Origin of the sequence: Archangium lipolyticum (assembly GCF_024623785.1) — a bacterium.
In the GTDB taxonomy this organism is placed as follows: Bacteria; Myxococcota; Myxococcia; order Myxococcales; family Myxococcaceae; genus Archangium; species Archangium lipolyticum.
In genome coordinates this window covers 625,743-644,410 of sequence record NZ_JANKBZ010000001.1, presented here as the reverse complement: position 1 = coordinate 644,410, position 18,668 = coordinate 625,743, and the positions used below count along the sequence as shown (strand labels likewise).

14 protein-coding genes are annotated in these 18,668 nt (G+C 67.3%); 8 read left to right on the top strand and 6 right to left on the bottom strand.

Features of this window, described 5'->3' with window-relative positions:
• Positions 1-9: 9 nt before the first annotated feature.
• Both NR810_RS02315 and NR810_RS02310 read left to right on the top strand, forming a co-directional pair.
• Positions 10-1,155 (top strand): DUF1015 family protein, encoded by a 1,146-nt coding sequence (locus NR810_RS02315; RefSeq protein WP_257447746.1) that lies wholly within the window; start codon positions 10-12, stop codon positions 1,153-1,155.
• Positions 1,156-1,163: 8 nt separating this feature from the next.
• On the top strand, positions 1,164-1,961 hold the full coding sequence (locus NR810_RS02310; RefSeq protein WP_257447046.1) for a tRNA1(Val) (adenine(37)-N6)-methyltransferase: 798 nt from the start codon (positions 1,164-1,166) through the stop codon (positions 1,959-1,961).
• Here the strand turns inward: NR810_RS02310 and NR810_RS02305 are convergent.
• From NR810_RS02305 to NR810_RS02295, 3 genes are read right to left on the bottom strand one after another with little or no spacing between them, the layout of a single operon-like run.
• Positions 1,942-3,057 carry a hypothetical protein gene (locus NR810_RS02305; protein WP_257447042.1) on the bottom strand — a complete coding sequence of 372 codons (1,116 nt, stop codon included), beginning with the start codon at positions 3,055-3,057 and terminating at the stop codon, positions 1,942-1,944. The two genes, NR810_RS02310 and NR810_RS02305, sit on opposite strands and share 20 nt — an antisense overlap.
• A complete protein-coding gene (locus NR810_RS02300; protein WP_257447040.1) occupies positions 3,057-3,893 on the bottom strand; it encodes a hypothetical protein in 837 nt (278 codons plus the stop codon). Before NR810_RS02300 ends, NR810_RS02305 begins: the two co-directional genes overlap by 1 nt.
• Positions 3,890-4,801 carry an ABC transporter ATP-binding protein gene (locus NR810_RS02295; protein WP_257447037.1) on the bottom strand — a complete coding sequence of 304 codons (912 nt, stop codon included), beginning with the start codon at positions 4,799-4,801 and terminating at the stop codon, positions 3,890-3,892. The genes NR810_RS02300 and NR810_RS02295 overlap by 4 nt, the downstream gene beginning before the upstream one ends.
• A gap of 240 nt (positions 4,802-5,041) precedes the next feature.
• Here NR810_RS02295 and NR810_RS02290 point away from each other — a divergent pair, with 240 nt between their 5' ends.
• The 5 genes from NR810_RS02290 to NR810_RS02270 all read left to right on the top strand — a co-directional run bounded on the left by NR810_RS02290 (position 5,042) and on the right by NR810_RS02270 (position 9,723).
• Positions 5,042-5,251 carry a hypothetical protein gene (locus NR810_RS02290; protein WP_257447034.1) on the top strand — a complete coding sequence of 70 codons (210 nt, stop codon included), beginning with the start codon at positions 5,042-5,044 and terminating at the stop codon, positions 5,249-5,251.
• A gap of 58 nt (positions 5,252-5,309) precedes the next feature.
• Positions 5,310-6,281, top strand: coding sequence for a porphobilinogen synthase (gene hemB, locus NR810_RS02285; RefSeq protein WP_257447031.1), 972 nt, complete (start codon positions 5,310-5,312; stop codon positions 6,279-6,281).
• 81 nt (positions 6,282-6,362) lie between these two features.
• Positions 6,363-6,911, top strand: a complete 549-nt coding sequence (locus NR810_RS02280) for a hypothetical protein (RefSeq protein WP_257447028.1) — start codon at positions 6,363-6,365, stop codon at positions 6,909-6,911.
• A gap of 41 nt (positions 6,912-6,952) precedes the next feature.
• A complete protein-coding gene (locus NR810_RS02275) occupies positions 6,953-7,540 on the top strand; it encodes an RDD family protein (RefSeq protein WP_257447745.1) in 588 nt (195 codons plus the stop codon).
• Positions 7,525-9,723, top strand: coding sequence for a D-alanine--D-alanine ligase family protein (locus tag NR810_RS02270; RefSeq protein WP_257447025.1), 2,199 nt, complete (start codon positions 7,525-7,527; stop codon positions 9,721-9,723). The genes NR810_RS02275 and NR810_RS02270 overlap by 16 nt, the downstream gene beginning before the upstream one ends.
• A 190-nt stretch (positions 9,724-9,913) precedes the next feature.
• Here the strand turns inward: NR810_RS02270 and NR810_RS02265 are convergent, their stop codons facing one another.
• Complete coding sequence (locus NR810_RS02265; RefSeq protein WP_257447022.1) at positions 9,914-13,009, bottom strand: RCC1 domain-containing protein; 3,096 nt, start codon at positions 13,007-13,009, stop codon at positions 9,914-9,916.
• A 371-nt stretch (positions 13,010-13,380) separates the two neighbouring features.
• On the opposite strand from NR810_RS02265, the gene NR810_RS02260 reads away from it, so the two are divergent.
• Entirely contained in the window at positions 13,381-14,379 is a 999-nt protein-coding gene (locus NR810_RS02260; RefSeq protein ID WP_257447019.1) for a hypothetical protein, read from the top strand.
• Positions 14,380-14,449: 70 nt separating this feature from the next.
• Here NR810_RS02260 and NR810_RS02255 read toward each other — a convergent pair whose 3' ends face one another.
• The gene (locus NR810_RS02255) at positions 14,450-15,922 is read right to left on the bottom strand and encodes an OmpA family protein (RefSeq protein ID WP_257447016.1); all 1,473 of its coding nucleotides are present in this window, start codon (positions 15,920-15,922) and stop codon (positions 14,450-14,452) included.
• A 180-nt stretch (positions 15,923-16,102) separates the two neighbouring features.
• Positions 16,103-18,157 (bottom strand): Ig-like domain-containing protein, encoded by a 2,055-nt coding sequence (locus NR810_RS02250; RefSeq protein ID WP_257447014.1) that lies wholly within the window; start codon positions 18,155-18,157, stop codon positions 16,103-16,105.
• Positions 18,158-18,668: the final 511 nt, after the last annotated feature.

Sequence of the window (18,668 nt, the reverse complement as noted above, 5' to 3'; positions counted from 1 at the left end):
TTCGTGGATATGGCGCGTGTCCTCCCCTTTTCCGCACTGCTTCCGTCTCTCGAGTCGCACCTGTCGGCCGATGACGATGGCTGTCCCTTCAATGCGCCGCCCCGGTCCTCGTTCATCCGGCCGTTGCTGGATCGGGTGGACCCGACGGCGGAGCTGGGGCGGTTGAGGGCCGCGGGCTCCGTGCTACGCGACGCTCGCCCGGCGCTGTACCTGGCCGAGGTGTACAGCTCGGCGGGGCGGCTTGGAGGACCACCGGTGCGCTTCCTCTTGTGCGCGCTCGCGCCGGACGCGGCCGAGCCGCTGGAGGTGGAGCCGTACCGGCCCCGCTCCGCGCAGGTGGAGCCGACGGTCACCCTGGCGGCGGACGACCATGGGGTGCTCCGAGGTCTCCTGGCGGAGGCGGCCGAGCGCAGCATCTCCGTCTGGCAGGGGACGTTCGAGGACTCCCCGGTGGCGCTGAGGCGCATCGAGCCCTCGCCGGTGGCCCGGCGCATCCAGGCGGTGCTCGACGAGGCGCCCCTGCGCCCCCTGGCCGAGCTGGACGAGCGCAGGCCGAGCCTGGCGGCCGTGGTGCCGCTGTCGGATCCAGGGCTGCACTTCGAGCCGGTGCACCGTGCCATCCAGGGGCTGGACACCTTCGACGAGGACACGTTCCTGGCGCTCGTGACGGCGTACGCGCGCGTGTATGACCTGGACGAGCCGCTCACGACGCCTCGGGGCATCGCCGCGGCGAACGAGCGGCTGGCCACGCTGGTGCGAGGACACCACGCGGTGTTGCTGGTGCTGCCCGAGGGGCGGGGGAAGATCCTGCGCTTCCGGCAGGGGTTGGATCTGGCGCACCTGAAGGGAGCGCCGCGCAGCCCGACGCTCCGGAGCCTGGATCTGGCGTTGCTGAACGCGCTGGTGCTGCGAACGGTGCTGGGCATCAAGGACCCCGAGGAGCCGGGACATCCGCAGGTGTTCGCGGTGCAGGGGGTGGAGTCGCTGGTGCGAGGCGTCCACGGGGGGATGTTCCAGGCGGGCTTCGCGCTCAACCCGCCACCGCTGTGGGAGGTGCGCGCGGTGATGGAGGCGGCGCAGACGTTGCCGCCCAAGACGTTGCGCGTGGAGCCCGCGCCGCCGGCGGGACTGCTGTTCCTCGACCCGGAGGCCTAGGGACTGGGGTGGGCATCCTGCTGACAGAAGCAGCGCTGGAGTGGCCCCAGCGCACGCCGCTCGAGTTCCGGCCCGGTCCCGGAGAGACGCTCGATTCAGTCTGTGGCGGAGAGGTGAGGGTGTTCCAACGGCGCCGGGGTTATCGCTTCACGTTGGATCCCGTGCTGCTCGCGCACTTCGCCGTGTACGAGGCCGGGGCGGTGCGGGGGCGGTTGATGGACCTGGGGACGGGGTGTGGGATCATCCCGCTCATCCTGACGCGGCGGTTGGGCTGCGAGAGCATCACCGGGCTGGAGCTGCAACCGCGCCTGTATTCGCTCGCCGAGCGCAACGTGCACCTCAACCGCTGCGAGCGGGAGGTGTCGCTGGTCCGGGGGGACATCCGCTGCGTGGACCGGCTGTTCGCGAAGGCGAGCTTCTCCCACGTGCTGTGCAATCCGCCCTACCGGGGACGGGAGCAGGGGAGGATCAGCACGGACATGGAGAAGGCCCTGGCGCGGCACGAGATCTCGTGCGAGCTCCGGGACGTCGCGCGAGCGGCGGCGTATCTGCTGCGGTGCCGGGGGAGCTTCTGTGTGGTGTATCCGGCCTCGCGGTTGTCCGAGCTGATGGCCGTGTTGCGCGCGGAGAAGCTGGAGCCGAGGACCGCGCGCATGGTGCATTCACGCGCGGGGAGGCCCGCGAAGCTGGTGTTGATGCACGCGGTGAAGAGGGCGCCCACGGGGCTGACCGTGATGCCCCCGCTCGTCATCCACGCCGATGACGAGCAGGCCTTCTCCCGCGAGGTCAGCGCGATGGTGGAGTAGGGGGAGCGGGCGGCTCCTCGCGGCAGAACGCGAGCTGCTGCTTGATGACCTCGAGCGGCACCGCGAGCTCCAGCTTGAACGAGTCGCCGTCCGGCTTCACCTTCGCGAAGTCCAGGAGCTGCGCCAGCTCGGTCTCGCCCTCGGCCTGCGCCTTCATGCGCGCCAGGGACAGCGCCCCGCCGAGCGACTTGCCCAGGTCCGTCACCTTGGCCTCGTCCGCGCCCCGCACCTGGGCCGTCATGGCGAAGTCCGAGCGCGCGTCCATGTGCAGCTCCACGTTCTCCGCCACCTCGGCCAGCTTCATCGCCAGCTCATGCTGGTCCGGCGGGAACATCTTCTTGAGCTGCTCCACGGACACCACGCCGTACATCTCCCCGTACGTGCTGCCCTCGGAGATGACGGGCGGCTCGTTCGGCCCGCGCCCCTCCACCCGGTCGATGACCTGCTTCACCCCGTCCGGCGATCTGCCGAACACGAGCATCTGGTCGTTCCACATCGCCACCTGAGGCCCGTTCCGCCGCGCCACTCCGCCATCCGGCAGGTCCCGCTCGAAGTTGGGCTCGAAGATGCGCGCCTCGTCGCCGTAGTCGTAGTTCGTGGCGCCGCGCCCGGACAGCATGTCCTTCAGGCGCTTGTCCCCGAAGTTCCCCGAGACGATCACCCCGTCATCCGTGATGACCAGCCGGTCCAGGTCCTTCAACGGGTCCACGCCCGTCTCTTCCTTGAAGCGCTCCAGGTCATTGCCGCCCCGGCGCATCATGCACTCCAGCAGCAGCTCTCCGATGGGTGAGTGACGGAGGGCGTTGGCCTCGATGACCATCGCCGTCTTCCCCTTGCCCCGGGGCAGCGCGGCCAGCACGGGATCGCTCGGCTGCACCGGCTTCTTCTCCTCCGTCCCCGCGTCCACGGGCGTCGGCATTACGTACGTCCGCCGGCGCTCCATGCGCTCGCGCTCCTCCTTCCGCAGCCGGTTCGGGAATGCCACCTTCTGAGGGCGAGGGGCCTCCTCCTCGCCCTGCCCGGACAGCATCAGCCACGCGGCGAGGCCGAACAGCACCACCGCGAACACCAGCCACAGTCCACGACGCCGCTGCATCAGTAATCCCTCCCCTCGAACCACCAGAAGCCCAGGGCCAGCACACCCAGGCCGAACACCAGCACGCCGCCCAGCAACATCGGCAGCGACTGCACCCTCAGCGGCGCCGAGGCCGCCAGGTCCATGCTCGCCTGGGCCAGCGACGACAGCCGGGGCAGCATCAGCGTCACCGCCTTGAAGGACTCCCGGCTCAGCCCCTCCTCGAGGAAGGGGGCGATGTTCGTCCGGTAGCCGGCGAGGATGCCCGCCACCAGGGTGATGCCGCCGAGCCCCGCGCATAGCGCCGCGCTGCGCACCAGCGTGGCCGTCGTCAGCATCACCGCGTACACCGACGCGAAACTCACGCAGGCCAGCAGCGCCGCGACCACCGGCCCCACCGTCCAGTACCCCGTCTTCACCCCGAAGATGAGCACCAGCCCCACCGAGCCGTACAGCGCGCCGCTCATCGCCAGCGTCATCACCCCGAGGAACGTGCCAGCCAGGATGTGCCAGCGCCGCAAGGGCAGGGCGAGCAGGTGCTCGATACGGCCCGGCGACAGCAGGCTCGGCGCGAAGTCCGAGCATGAGACGATGCCGAACAGGATGCCCCCGTAGAAGACGATGGCCGCCGCCGCCATGAACACGGGCCGCAGCGCCACGTCCACCGCGACGATGTCGTTGTCCAGCATCTCGCCGAACAGCCGCGAGGCCGCCAGGGCTCCGTCCACCACCTCGATGCGCAGGCTCAACGAGAGCATCACCAGCACGCCCGTGACGCCCAACAGGAAGGCCAGGATGAACTTGCGAGAAGCCGCTTCGCGCAACACGTAGCCCGCGATTCCCAGCACGCTCCTCATGCCGCCACCCCCATGGCCGAGGCCAGCACGGCCTCCAGGTCCTGCCCGTCCCGCTTGAGCTCCACCAGGAGCGCCCCGGCCGCTCGCGCCTTGTCCAGCGCCGCGTTCAGCCCCGCCACGTCCGAGGTCTCCACGTGGTACTGCCCCTCGGTGCCCGCCGCCGTAAAGCCCGCCGAGGCCAGCGCGCCCGCGTCCGCTCCCGGCGCGAAGCGCACCGCCCACCGTGCTCCGCCGCGCGACAGCTCGTCCAACCGCCCCTCGCGCAGCACCTTGCCCTCGGCGAGGATGGCCACCCGATCGCAGACGCGCTCGGTCTCCGCCAGCAGGTGCGAGTTGAGGAAGAGGGTGGTGCCGCGCTGCACCTCCTCCTGGAGGATGCGCCGCACCTCCACGCGGCCCATGGGATCGATGCCGTCGGTGGGCTCGTCGAGGATGAGCAGGGCGGGGTTGCCCAGCAGCGCCGCCGCGAGCCCCAGCCGCTGGCGCATGCCCTTGGAGTAGCCGCCAATCTTCCGGCCCAGCGCGTCCGCCAGTCCCACGCGCTCCAGCAGCCGCAGGTTCGCGGCCGGGTCCGGCTTCAGCTCCTTGAGCCGCGCCACGGTGGCGAGGAAGGCCGGTGCCGCCCACGAGCCCGGCAGGTGCAGGCGCTCGGGCAGGTAGCCGATGCGGGCCCGGATGCGCGGATCCTCGGGCGAACCGCCGAGCACCCGCACCGTCCCCTCCGAGGGCTGGACGATGCCGAGGATGCTCTTGATGAACGTCGTCTTTCCCGCGCCGTTGGGGCCGATCAGCCCGAACGCACTGCCTTCCGGCACGGACAGGTCCACACCCCGCAGGGCCTCATGACCCCGGCGCCCGAAGGCACGCCGGTAGGTCTTGCGGAGTCCGATGACTTCGATGGCTGGCACGATGGCAACTCTACGACGGAGCCGGTGTGTCCATTGCCTCGCACGCCACGCGGGCGACCCGACGAGCCCACGTCTGGCCGAGTCGCGTGGTCCGCTGCGCACCCGGGAAGAAACCTTCGCACCTTTTTTCAGGGTTTCAGTGACTTCCGGGCCATCGCGCGCCCAGGTTTCGCCCTTTTGGGGGGAGGGCAGGTGTGGCCTGGGGTGTGCACAACCCCCTGGCGGAGGAGGCACTGATACATGTTGACGATTGATCTGATGGAGCAGGAGCTGCGAGCGGCGCGCCAGGAGTTGGCGGATGCGGAGCGGGGGCTGAGGGACGGTTCCGAGGCGTCCCGGACGCGCTATGCCCGTGCTCTCCACGAGGCGGACCTCGCCGAGCGCCGGGCCGCTCGCCTGTCCCGTGAGCGCGGCTGGCAGAACGAGGGCTGGCGCCAGGCTACTGTCTAGGCAGTCTCGGACATCGAAATGCTTCCAGGGCGCCGCCGTCGGTTTATACCGTCGGCCCATGGCATATCCGATTCATCGCCCGCGCCGCCTGCGCCGTTCGGCGGTCCTTCGTGAGATGGTGCGAGAGACCACGCTCGCCCCCTCGGACTTCATCTATCCGCTGTTCGTCGTGGAGGGCCGGGACATCCGCCGTCCCATCTCCTCCATGCCGGGCGTCTTCAACCTCTCGCTGGAGCACGCCGTCGCCGAGGCGAAGCAGGCCAAGGCGCTCGGAGTGCCCGCGGTGCTCCTGTTCGGCATCCCGGATCACAAGGATGCCCGGGGCTCGCAGGCGTACGCGCGCGAGGGCATCGTCCAGCGCGCCGTCCGGGAGATCAAGAACGCCATCCCGGACATGCTCGTCATCGTGGACGTGTGTCTGTGCGAGTACACCGACCATGGCCACTGCGGTGTCATCGAGGGCGGCCATGTCGCCAATGACGCCACGCTGCCGCTGCTGGCGCAGATGGCGGTGACGTGCGCCCAGGCCGGCGCGGACATCATCGCCCCCTCGGACATGATGGACGGGCGCGTGGCCGCCATCCGCTCGGCGCTGGACGAGGTGAAGCTCACCGAGGTGCCCATCCTCTCCTATGCGGCCAAGTACGCCTCGGGCTTCTACGGGCCCTTCCGCGAGGCGGCCCAGAGCACGCCCCAGTTCGGCGATCGCCGCACCCACCAGATGGATCCGGGCAACGTGCGCGAGGCCCTCAAGGAGGTGGACCTGGACATGGAGGAGGGCGCGGACATGATCATGGTGAAGCCCGCGCTGTCCTACCTGGACGTCATCCACCGGGTGCGCGAGCGCGTCGACGTGCCGGTGGTGGCCTACAACGTGTCCGCCGAGTACTCCATGGTGAAGGCCGCCGCCCAGAACGGGTGGGTCGACGGAGATCGCCTGATGCTGGAGATTCTCACCTCCATCAAGCGCGCGGGCTCGGACCTCATCATCACCTACCACTCGCTCGAAGCCGCGAAGCTGCTCGGTTGACGGTTCGGAGGGCGATCCCCCAGGGGGGGCTTGCGCTCACCCCCCCGATCGGGGGCAAAGATCCACCTTCGAGAATCGGCCATGGCCACCAAGAAGAAGAAGCGGCCCCCACCTAGACCGGCGGCACCCCGGACCGCGACCCAGCGCCCCCTGCGCGCTGGCAAGCGCCCGGGTGCCGCCCGTGCCTCGGTGCCCGGGGCCACCGCGCGTGTCGCGGGCCCGCTCCAGTACAAGGTCGTCGAGCTGTCCACCGTCGACGAGGGGACGCTCGAACGCACCGTGAATGAATGGAGCTCCAAGGGTTGGACCCTGGACGGTGTGCAGTTCGCCATGCGCGAGTCCTCCAAGCGTCCGGCCATGGCCTTCGTGTTCTTCACCCGCGAGGGAGAACCGGCCACGCATGACCTCGAGGGCGCCAGAGGCCGGCTGCGGCAGATGTCCGAGACGGGCTCGCCCACGTCCCAGCTGGTGTCATCGCCGGACTTCACGGGCAACGCGGCCGCGTCCTCCTCGTACTCCTACCAACGGCCGCCGGGCATGGTGAGCGCCCACGAGCGGCTCGCGCAGCTGGCGGGCCTGGACGAGCCGGAGCGCCCCGAGCGGGGCCTCATCCTGGAGCCCGAAGAGTGAGCTCTCCCCAACCCGTCTTCTCCTCTCCCCGCCGTCCTGGCCTGCGCGTGGTGCCCAACGGCGAGGAGCTGGGCTCGCCCTATCCCAAGGCCTCGCTGTGGATGCGGCTGGGCGCGCGCATCGTGGACGTGGCGGTGGCGTGGGGTCTCTACGTGGTATGTGGCGCCGCCGGTGGCGTGGTGGCGCTGCTCTTCCTGCTGCTGGCCGATGGAATGCTCCAGGGGCAGAGCGTGGGGAAACGCATCTTCGGTGTGAAGGTGATGCACCTGCCCACGCGCTCCGCGGCACGCCACCGGGACAGCACCCTGCGCAACGCGCCGCTGGCGCTCATCGTGCTGCTGGGGATGATGCCGCCGCCGCTGGGAGCGGTGGCGTGCATGGCCGGGCTGGTGGTCATCGGTGGAGTGGAGGCCCTGCGCGTGGTGAGGGATCCGCTCGGCTGGCGGCTCGGCGATACCTGGGCGCAGACGCAGGTGGTGGATGGGAAGGTCGTCGCCGGAGCAACCGTTGCAGCACGCACGCCCGTGACGGCCGCTCGCGTCCCGGGAAGATTCTTGTCCGCGGCGCGGGTTCGCCGTCGCCGCACTATCGAGAAGTCCAGAAGGGGAAAGCCTTGCGCATCGCGCTGACCTACAACCTCAAGCTGTCCGACTCGGAAGACGAGGCGGAGTTCGACACGCAGGAGACGGTGAACACGCTGGCGGCGGCCATCGAGCGGCTCGGCCACCGGCTGGAGCGCTTCGAGGTGAGTGGACCCGCCTCGCGCACCGTCGCCCGGCTCGAGGCGTACAGCCCGGATCTCATCTTCAACATAGCCGAGGGCCGCCGTGGCCGCTTCCGCGAGGCCTTCTATCCGGCGCTCTTCGAGGAGCTCGGGTTCGCCTACACGGGCTCGGACGCCTACGCGCTGGCGGTGACGTTGGACAAGCAGCTCACCAAGCTGGTGCTGTCCAAGCACGGCATCCGCACGCCGGGCTGGCAGTTCGTGGAGAAGCTCAACGAGCTCAAGGTCGAGGACCTGCGCTTCCCGGTCATCATCAAGCCCAACTTCGAGGGCTCGTCCAAGGGCATCACGCAGGACTCGGTGGCCGAGACGGTGGAGCAGGCGCGCGAGAAGGTGACGCAGGCGCTGGCGCGCTACCCGGCGGGCGTGCTGGTGGAGGAGTTCATCAGCGGCACGGACATCACCGTCCCGTACCTGGCGGCGGTGCAGAACGATCATGACGGCGTGCTCAGCCCGACCGAGTACGACATCGATCCGGCGGCCATCGCCGGACGCAAGTACGCCATCTACGATTACGAGCTGAAGACGAAGAAGGACAGCGCGGTGAAGGTGCGCGCCCCGGCCAGACTTTCTCCGAAGGTGGCCGAGGAGATGCGCAACATGTCGAAGAAGATCTTCCAGGTGCTCGACTGCAGGGACCTGGGGCGGATCGACTTCCGGCTGAGCGACGCGGGCGTGCCGTACTTCCTGGAGCTCAACGCGCTGCCCAGCCTGGAGCAGGGAGCGGGCATCTACGCGGCGGCGGCGCTGGAGGGCATCCACCTGGACGGGGTGGTGAGCGCCATCATCCAGAGCGCGGCGCGGCGCTACAAGATCAAGGATGGCAAGCGCCAGGGCAAGCCGGCGCGCAAGTCGGGACCGCTGCGCGTGGGCTTCACCTACAACGTGAAGCGCGTGAAGCCGGTGGCGGCGGACGGCTCGGCGTTGGAGGACAGCGAGGCCGAGTACGACTCGCCGACCACGCTGCAGGCCATCCGTGAGGCGATTGCCTCGTGGGGCCACGAGGTGGTGGATCTGGAGGCCACGGCGGAGCTTCCGAGCGTGCTGGCGAGCACGCCGTTGGACATCGTGTTCAACATCGCGGAGGGCTTCAAGGGCCGCAACCGCGAGAGCCAGGTGCCGGCGATGCTGGAGCTGCTGGACATCCCGTACACGGGAAGCGATCCAGCCACGCTCTCCATCGCGTTGGACAAGGCGCTGGCGAAGAAGATCGTCCGCCAGGCGGGAATCCACACGCCGAACTTCCAGCTCATGCACACGGGCAAGGAGCGGCTGGACAAGCAGTTCACCAGCTTCCCGCTGATCGTGAAGCCGGTGGCCGAGGGCTCCTCGAAGGGCGTGGTGAGCAAGAGCGTGTGCCACAACGAGGCGGAGCTGCGGGATGTGGTGAAGGAGATCGTCACCAAGTACCAGCAGCCGGCGCTGATCGAGGAGTACATCGGCGGGCGCGAGTTCACGGTGGGCCTCTTGGGCGAGCGGCGTCCGCGCGTGCTGCCGCCGATGGAGATCGTCTTCCTGGACAAGGAGGACCGGACGCCCATCTACAGCTTCCAGCACAAGCTGGATTGGAACGATCGCATCCGGTACGATGCGCCAGCGAAGATCGAGCCGGCGCTGTTGGAGAAGCTGCGGGCGGCGGCGCGAGGCTCGTTCATGGCACTGGGGTGCCGGGACGTGGCGCGCATCGACTTCCGCATGGACGACAAGGGCCGTATCTACTTCATCGAGTGCAACCCGCTGCCGGGCCTGACGCCGGGGTGGAGCGACCTGGTGCTGATCGCGCAGGGGGCGGGCATGGACTACCGGGGGCTCATTGGGGAGATCATGGCCCCGGCGATCCGCCGCTACAAGGAGCGCGAGGCCCGTCGCGCCGCCGACGAGAGCGCTCTGATGAAGCTGTCGATGGAGAAGGCCGCGATCGACAAGGCCACGCTGGCCGAGGAGAAGGTGGGGGCTGTTGCCGTGAGTGGCTCGGGTTCCTCCTCGTCCTCCGGTGAAGCGCCTCCTCGCATGGAGATGAAGGCCTGAGACCTGACTGAAGTCCCGGGGGAGACCTCCGACACGGCCCGGCACGGCGGTGGGCAACTCGCCCTGCGTGCTGGGCCTGTTCGTTTCAGCGCGGTCCGCGAATGAAAATCCCTGCCGTCCCGGGAGGGAGGCAGGGATCGAGGCGTTCCGCCGGATGACCCGGAGGCGGAATCCCGGACTGCCCTGGGGCTCAGCTACCCGGAGTCACCTTGAAGACCACGGTGCCGCTGCAGCTGTTGCTGGAGAAGCAGCCCGCGCGCAGCTCGTAGGTCCCCGTGGTGGGGGCGATGTACTGGATGAAGGAGGCCACTCCATTGCAGTTGTCATCGTTGTAAGCCACCTGGGTGCCGTCAGTGCCAACCAGGCTAAGGTAGGTGTCGCCCGTGGCCGATGCCCCCATCAGGTTGCAGGTGCCCACCTGCAGGAGGTCCCCTGCATTCAGGGTGACGGTCCGGTTGGCGGTGTTCTGCTGGGCGCTGTTGGTATTGGAGGTGCTGTAGGTGAGCGGCTCGATCTCGATCGTGGAGGGCACCATTACCGGGGAGCTGCGATCAGTGCGAGCGCCATCACCGAGCTGGCCGTAATAGTTGAAGCCCCAGGTCCATACACTGCCGTCCTGCTTGAGAGCGAGGGAATGTAGGCCGCCAGCCTGGACGGACACCGCACCCGAGAGCCCCGCGACCTGCACCGGCGTGGTGCGTCCGATGGTGGTGCCGTCGCCGATCTGGCCATTGGAGTTGTGGCCCCAGGCCCACACGGTTCCATCCTGCTTCAGCGCCAGTGAATGGGTGAGGTCTGCTTCGATGCTCGTGACGTCAGACAAGCCGGACACCGGCACCGGCGTGGTTCTATCCATGGTGGTGCCGTCGCCGAGCTGGCTATTGGGGTTGTGGCCCCAGGCCCACACGGTCCTGTCCTGCTTCAGCGCCAGCGCATGGTAGTGGCCGGACGCGATGGCGGCGGCTCTCGACAGTCCCACGAGCTGTACCGGCGTGGTTCTATCCGTGGTGGTGCCATCGCCGAGCTGGCCGTAGGAGTTATCGCCCCAGGCCCAGACGGTCCCGTTCTGCTTCAGCGCCAGCGAGGACCACCAACCCGCTGCAACGCTCATTACGCCAGAGAGCCCCGCGACCTGCACGGGCGTGGTTCTGTTCGTAGTGGTGCTGTCGCCGAGCTGACCGTTGTCGTTGTTGCCCCAGGCCCACACGGTTCCATCCTTCTTCACGGCCAGCGAATGCATGTTCTTCGCGGAGAGGGCCACCACGTTCGTGAGCCCCACGACCTGCACGGGCGTGGTTCTGTTCGTAGTGGTGCCGTCGCCGAGCTGACCGTGCGAGTTGTAGCCCCAGGCCCACACGGTGCCGTCCTTCTTGAGCGCCAGGTTATGGTGATCACCCGCAGCGATGGACTCCACGTTGTCGAGCCCCAGCACTCTCACCGGCTTGGTGCTCTGGATGGTCGTGCTGTTTCCGAGCTGCCCAGAATCATTGAGTCCCCATGCCCAGATGGTTCCGTCCCAGTTCAGCTTCAGACTGTGGGAATACCCGGCCGCCACCTTGCGAATCTCGATCTCGGGGGGCACCATCACCGGAGAGGATCGCATGGTGTTGGTGCCATCGCCGAGCTGGCCGTAGGAGTTGTCGCCCCAGGCCCAGATGGAGCCGTCCTGCTTGAGTGCCAGGGAGTGGCTGCAACCAGCTTGGACGGACACCGCGCCCGAGAGCCCCGCGACCTGCACCGGCGTGGTGCGTCCGGTGGTGGTACCATCGCCGAGCTGGCCCTGGTAATTGTCGCCCCAGGCCCACACGGTTCCATCGTTCCTCACCGCTAGCGAATGAGTGATTTTCGCGCCGATACTCGTGACGCCAGACAAGCCGGACACCGGCACCGGCGTGGCTCTTGTCGTGACGGTACCATCGCCGAGCTGGCCAGCGTAGTTGTAGCCCCAGGCCCATACGGTCCCATCCTGCTTCAGTGCCAGTGAGTGGAAGTGGCTGGCAACGAGGACCGTGACTCCCGAGAGCCCCGCGACCTGCACCGGCGTGGTGCTCGGGGTGTTGGTGCCATTACCGAGCTGGCCATAGGAGTTGTCGCCCCAGGCCCACACGGTCCCATCTTGCTTCAATGCCAGCGAGAACCTCCAACCCGCTGCAACGTCCACCACGCCCGAGAGCCCTGCGACCTGCACCGGCGTGGTGCTCGGGGTGGTGGTACCATCGCCGAGCTGGCCGTTGGTGTTGTTGCCCCAGGCCCACACGGTTCCATCCTGCTTCAGCGCCAGTGAATGCACGTTCTTCGCGGAGAGGGCCACCACGTTCGTGAGCCCCGCGACCTGCACCGGTGTGGTTCTGTTCGTGGTGGTGCCGTCGCCGAGCTGGCCGTTGGTGTTGTTGCCCCAGGCCCACACGGTGCCGTCCTTCTTGAGCGCCAGGTTATGGTGATCACCTGCGGCGATGGATTCCACGTTGTCGAGCCCCAGCACCCGCACTGGCTTGGTGCTCTGGATGGTCGTCCCGTTCCCGAGCTGGCCGTTGGCGTTGTTGCCCCAGGCCCAGACAGTCCCATCCAGGTTCACCTTCAGGTTGTGGAAGTATCCAGCAGCCAGGATCGAGGGCTGCCGCTGGGGTACACTGGCCACCGCGAAGGCCAGATCGTCCCGGTCATCATAGGAACTACTCGTGCAGGTGCCCGCCGAGCCCGTATATCGGAAGGCCGCGCGCACGGCCTGGGTGCTGCCGCCCGTCGGCAGCATGTAATTCACTCGCAGTGTCTGCGCACCGGCCCCGGTCGGCACCAGGGTGGTGATGAAGTTCCAGTTCGGGTTGCTCGCGTCCGCCGCGTAATACAGGTCCAGCGCGTCCGACGTGTACCCTGACCATGCCCACACATCGACTTCGATGGTCACCTGCTTGCCGGGCGCCAGGTCGGTGCCATCGGTGGTGTAGACCTTCACCCGCTCCAGCGACTCGTCGTTGTGGTAGGCGCCAGCGGTACCGTCGGCGCAAGTGCCGCCTAGGGTGTTGGGCGCGTTGAGCTCAGGCCCCATCGGTCCACGGCCGTTGACGAGGCTGCCCGAGTCACAGCCCGAAGCCACCCCGATGCATCGAGGCACTTTCAAGGTCGAGTCGTAGCTGGCCGTTGCCGTCAGCGCCGCCGAGGTGGCGCTCAGCTCCGGCATGGACTGCTCTTCCGTGCCACGCAGCCCCACCTCGGGCTGTCCACAGGCCACGGCCATCAGGGCGCACATCAGCGCGGCCCAGACACTCCCCCCATGCTTCCACTTCATGATTTGTCCCCTCCCTGGGGCACTAGAAACGCTTGCACTCCGCTGGGTGCGCCTCTGCATCGAAGGGGGCGGGTCCCAGTGCGAGTTGCGGTCTTGTACCCGGCTGGGGTCGGCGCTCCTTCCGTCAGTCCGCCAATGGGTTGTTCTTGAGCGCCAGGACAGCGGCCGAGCTTCGTGTGACCTACTGGAGCTGTGTGAGCCTCATCGTCCAATTTGACGTGGGTGAGGCTGCTTACACTGGCCGTCCTTTTTCTCCATCCTCACTCTGGCCACGGAGAACTGACGGGTGAATTCCACCTGGCCTGGCTCTCTGAGTTCCTCGGGGGAGGCGGTGCATTGCAGCACTGGAGAGCGCTCGATAATCTGCCCGCATGGCAGAGGACGACGTCAGCAGGGCGGAGGCATCGGAGACCCCATCGGCGGACGCCGCCGAACTCGAAAGCATAGGCTCTCAGGCCGCCTATGACGCGTTCCTTGCCGATGCGAAGGCCATCGAGCCAGGATTCATAGAGGAGTGCTGCGCCGACATCGCGCTCACCTACCAGAGCGTAATGCAGGGTGTGGAGAACGTGCTGGGCAGCGGGACGGTGGTCGTTGGCAGACTGCCCAACGTGAACGTCGTGGAGCTCTCGATGCTCCCGCGACTTGTCCAGGGGTTGGCCTTCGCCGCGCTGCAGGTTGACCGCGAGCTCGAGGCCGCCTCGTTCGGGAAGCTGTTCGAGCGGGCGCAACACCTGCGCCGCAAGCTGCGCAAGGCCGCCGACGCCCTCGCAGAGGCTCGCCTCCTTCCAGATGCCGACGTGGACGAGGTCTGGCTCCGCGGGCAGTACGATGCCCTGGACGATTGCTTGGCGCTCGTCGCGTTGTTGCGAAGGAATGAGACGCGGATTGCCGGTCGCTCACCGGTGGCTGCGCCTGATCTCGTCGAGGCGGAGCATCTCGTCGGGAAGCTGCGCGTGATGCTCGGGCAGCAAGGGGTCGAGAGCGACAGGGCAGCGTCGTCCCTCGTCAAGGTTGTCGAGATCCGCGATCGGTTCTGGACGCTGTTGAACCAGCGTTACGACGTGCTTTGGCGGTGCGGTGCGTGGCTCTACGGCCGTGCGGTCGATGAGCGCGTGCCACCGCTCCCGGTACGGCAGGCGCTGGTCGGGAAGGCCCGGAGCGTGCCGACAGAGCGGGAGGCTCTGCGGCCAGTGCCGGAACAGCGGGCGATCATGAATCCTCCGCCTCTCATGCCTACGCCCCCGGTGAGCACGCCCGCCAGTGTGCCCGTGCGCGACAGCACCCGGCACTTGCATGATCTGCAGCGGGAACTGGAGCGGAAGGCCCGGTTCCTCGTCCGGATTGGCGTCGTTCCGCCCCGGAGCTGAAGATTGTCCCGGGCTTTCACGCGGCGACACGCCGCGGTCCCCGGCCCGGGAGCGAGAGCAGGGGAGCGTGTTATGGGGCCGGCGCCTGGGTGGTGATTGGCGCCGCGGTCTCCGTGACGACGAGCACCTCGACTCGGCGGTTGAGCTGGCGCTCCTGCTCGGTGGCGGGTCTGGGGCTCACTGGCCAGTCCGAGCTGAAGCCACGGATTTGCACCTGCGTCCAATGGATACCCTGGTTTTTCAGATAGCGCCACACCGCCTGGGCGCGGTGCAGAGACATGGTCATGTTGGACATGTCGGTGCTCTCACGGTCCGCATGTCCCTCGATGATGATGGTGCTCTTCCTGGTCTGTTCCGAAAACCGCAGGACAACCTGGTCCAGCAGTGCCACCTCGTTCGGCAGCTCCCAACTGCCCTGGGCGAAATGAATTTCTCCTCGCAACACGATCCGCTCCCGAGGGCTGGGCTGATAGGGTCGCAACGGCTCCCGAGGATCCTCGTTCGAGGTCTCCTGTGGATCGCCACGGCTGAGGGCGTTGAGCTCCCAGGTACCGACCGGCCGGATTCGATCCTCTCGTTGTGGGGGCGAGGATTTGTCCAGGTCGAGCTGGAGAGTTGCATCTTTGATTGGATCCAGGTCAGTGATCCTGGGAGGAGGTTCGCTGCGGAAGGCGACGCCAGCGAGCACGCGGAAGCGAGGCGTCCCCAGGGCTGTACCGAAGCTGGGGCCACCCAGGACGAAGGCATCCAGCCCGATCAGCAGGGGGAAGCGCACCCCGCCGAGCACATCCATCGACAGTTGGGGAGAGAGCGTAGCCCGCGTGCCCAACTCTCCGCGAAGACCCGTACCCGTCGTGGACAGCGCGGCGCCAAGGCGCACCTCGGCGCTCGTCGCTCGTTTGTCCTCCAGTCCGACGGCCTCCATGAGAATGGGCGGGCGGAACAGCACGCCCGCCTCGAGCGAGGGTTGCAGCCAGCCCACGGTCGTCCCGACCACCATCCGCGCGTGAAAGCGCGGTCCCGCATCTCCCGCCAGGGCCTGCTTGGTACCCAGTGGCAGCCCCGCGCCCAGGTCGGCCGACAGGTTCACGGGATACCCTTTGCGCTGGGACAGCAGCCCCAGTCGGGCCTGGAGCACGGGGGTACCCACGCCCTGGATGGCCAGCTCGCTCAGGCCCGCCAGGGTGGGGTCGTCCCCGTGCTGCCAGAGCACGAACGGCACCTGGGCGCTCAGCTCGAGCCACGGCTGGACGCCGTAGCTGGCGGCAAGCAGTGCGGTCGCCCTGTCGCGCACCACGTCCAGGTCCTGCTCCCCATCATTCAGCCGCAGGGGCAGGCGCTGATAGTGCCCTATCAGGCTGATGCTCAGGCCCCCGGGAACCATCAGCTCGCCGTTGCCGACCAGCAGCGTGCCGCGCCCCACGTTCGTCTCCAGCCGCTCCAGCTCGAAGCCCGGCAACTGCTCGGTGGTCTGGGCTGACGCGAGTGGGCACACCAGCAGCGTCGCGGCCACTGCTCCCCGGATGGATGAATGTAGGTGCATGTGTTCTCTTTGACTGTTCCGGGGAAGCGAGGCGAGAGGTGGCCCCGGGAGCGCAGGATGGGCCTCTCCCTGGAACGAACTGCTTGGCGTTAATCCTACTGCGGTGAGGGCGTTCCACCAAACCCCTGCCGCCCGGTATGGCGGTAGGGGTCGAGGAGCGGCGCCTTCAGCGCGGCGCCGTCAGTTGCTGATGGTGCACTGACTTCCGCCGACATTGTTGGCGAAGGTGTTGTTGTACTCGAACAGGGTGAAGTTCGTCGTCACTGCGGTGCTGCCGGTATAGCTGCCATTGCTCCGAGAGATGCCGCAGCCGGACGAATCGCTGAACGTGCTGTTGGTGATGAATCCGCCAATCTCCTGGTGCACGTTCACGTTGCCCATACCGAAGCCGTTGGTGCCCAGACTTCCAGCTTCGGTGACGATCACATGGTCGAGCTTGCTCCCACTGGCCTGCCAGAAGTGCAGCCCGCGCCAGCGCGAGGTGGAACCGTAGCTGATCCAACGGAATCGGATCGGCGAAGCCACGGTTCCTACCGCGATCAGCTTACCGGGTTGGCCATTCCCACCGACCTTGAGCTCACTGTTGCGAGGGAACAGTAGCGTCGCGCCGGGGTCCAGGGTCAGCGTCGGGTTGGACTCGGAACCCACATTGATGGATGCGGAGTTGCTGAACGTATAGTAGGCGTCAGCCCCGAGGTTGGGCCACGTCTGGGTGGTGAGCACGTTTCCCGAGGCGATCAGCAACCCGTTCTCCTGGTTGCCCCTGATGGCGGTGCCTGTGGGGAGTGTGCCGACGGAGTTGGCGTCCATGCGCATGGCGACGCCGTTGTCGTCGATCACGGACAGTGCGGTGGAGCCCGGACCGAACGCTCCGCCATTCTTCAGATCGGCACCATACTCGCCGCTCTTCCGCAAGATGACGTTGTTGATGACAGGGCGCGCGCCGCCACCGGCGTTGTCCCCGTACACGTTCAGGTTGCCCATACCGGCACCGATTCGACTGCTGAAGCCGGCGTACTCGATCGTGGTGTAGGACAGGCGGGTGGTGTTGGACGTCTGGCTCCACAGGTGCACGCCCTCCCAATGTCCGCGGTCGGGAGTGGCCGCGTCCGCAGTGAGGAGGACGGGGGAGGTCGCGGTGCCATCCAGTACCAGGCTTCCCGGAGCTGTGTCGCCGACGTACAACCCGAAGGCGGGCCCGAAGTGCAGCACCGACCCTGCAGCGATGGTGAGTGTGGGGCTGGTGACACCCTGGACATTGACAATATCATTCACGACGTAGGGGATACCCAGGTTCGGCCAGGTCTGCGTACGCGAGACATTGCCCCGGAGCTCGACTGTGTTGTTGGAATTGCCCGTGAAACTGCCGCCAGTCGGCAGCGTGCCAGCTTGGTTGGCTCCGATGGCTACGGCGTAGCTCCCACTGTCCGAGACGCTGAGCAGGGTCGACCCGGCCCCGAAACCGCTGCCATCATCGGCCGCCCTCACTCCGACGATGCTGCTATTGCGTACCGTTACGTTGCGAAGTACCGGCGCCGCTTGGTTCTTCATGGCGATGCAGGCGCCCTCTCCCGTGTCACGCCCGCAGTCGCTCAGCGTGACATGGTTGAGCTCCGAGGAACTCCCCGCCGTGGTGAACGCCACGCCGCGCCAATAGCCCTTGGTGGACACGCTCTGGTTCGCCACCATGTGGATCGGTGCCTCCTGAGTCCCCATCGCTCGCAGTGCTCCTTGCGTGAAGCGGAGTTCGGAGTCCTGGTTGAAGCGGATCTGCACCCCCGGCTCCAAGGTGAGCGTGGGGGTACTGGCTCCGCCGACCTGAATGGAGCCGGTCACCACATGTGGGTTTTCCGTCTCGCGCCAGGTCTCATTCGTGGTGATGGGGGCGGTGTGGAGGGTGGGCTGGGGCTCGGTGACCGTGAGTGTGGCCTGCCCTTGGTGGGTGATTCCGTCGGCGGTGGCGCTCGCGCTGATGGTCGCGGTTCCCGGGGTGAAGGTGGTGACCTTGCCCGTCGAGTCCACCTTCGCCACGGACTCGTCGCTCGATGTCCAGGTGTAGCCGGAGACAGTGAACGGATTGCCGTCCTGGTCCGTGGCGCTGGCCGTGCACTGCGAGGGCCTGGTGGCCGGCACGGGGTCACACTTTACAGTGACCGCCTTGAATTCGGGTTCGGTGTCGCACCCGCTGAGCACCAGCAGGGTTGAGAAACAGAGGGATGTCTTTTTGAGACTCATGAACGCTGAACTCCTTTGGACTGGATGATAGGACGGATTGGTATGAGGAGGGGGACATGGGTGGAGGCTGTGGCGGCGCGCGAGCTGCGCTCCCTCCGAGGGGGAGCGAGTTTGGTTCAGGGGTCAGCTTACCGCCAATACTTTAGTCCCCGTGATTCCAGATATTTACGCCAACGAGGGCTTCAGTGCGAGCACACCCGCGGTGTGGCCGCTCTTGTGCTCCTGGTGGCAGTTGACGGTAAGCTTACATCCGAGTGGGATACTACCGCTCTTGAAGAGGTGAGGCGCAAGTGCTCCGTTCGAAGATCCTGATCTTGCTGTGGCTTGGCGTCCTGGTCGCCTGTGGGCGCAATGAGCCGAGGGGGGCGGCATCAGCGGACTCGCTGGGGAAGAGCTTCACGGCGCTCGACGCCTCGACCCCGGACGCCTCGACCGTGGAGCACCTCCTGACATGGGACGGGAATAGTGCTCCTCCCGGCACCACCGGTAGCAGCTGCCTGGAGTGTAACGG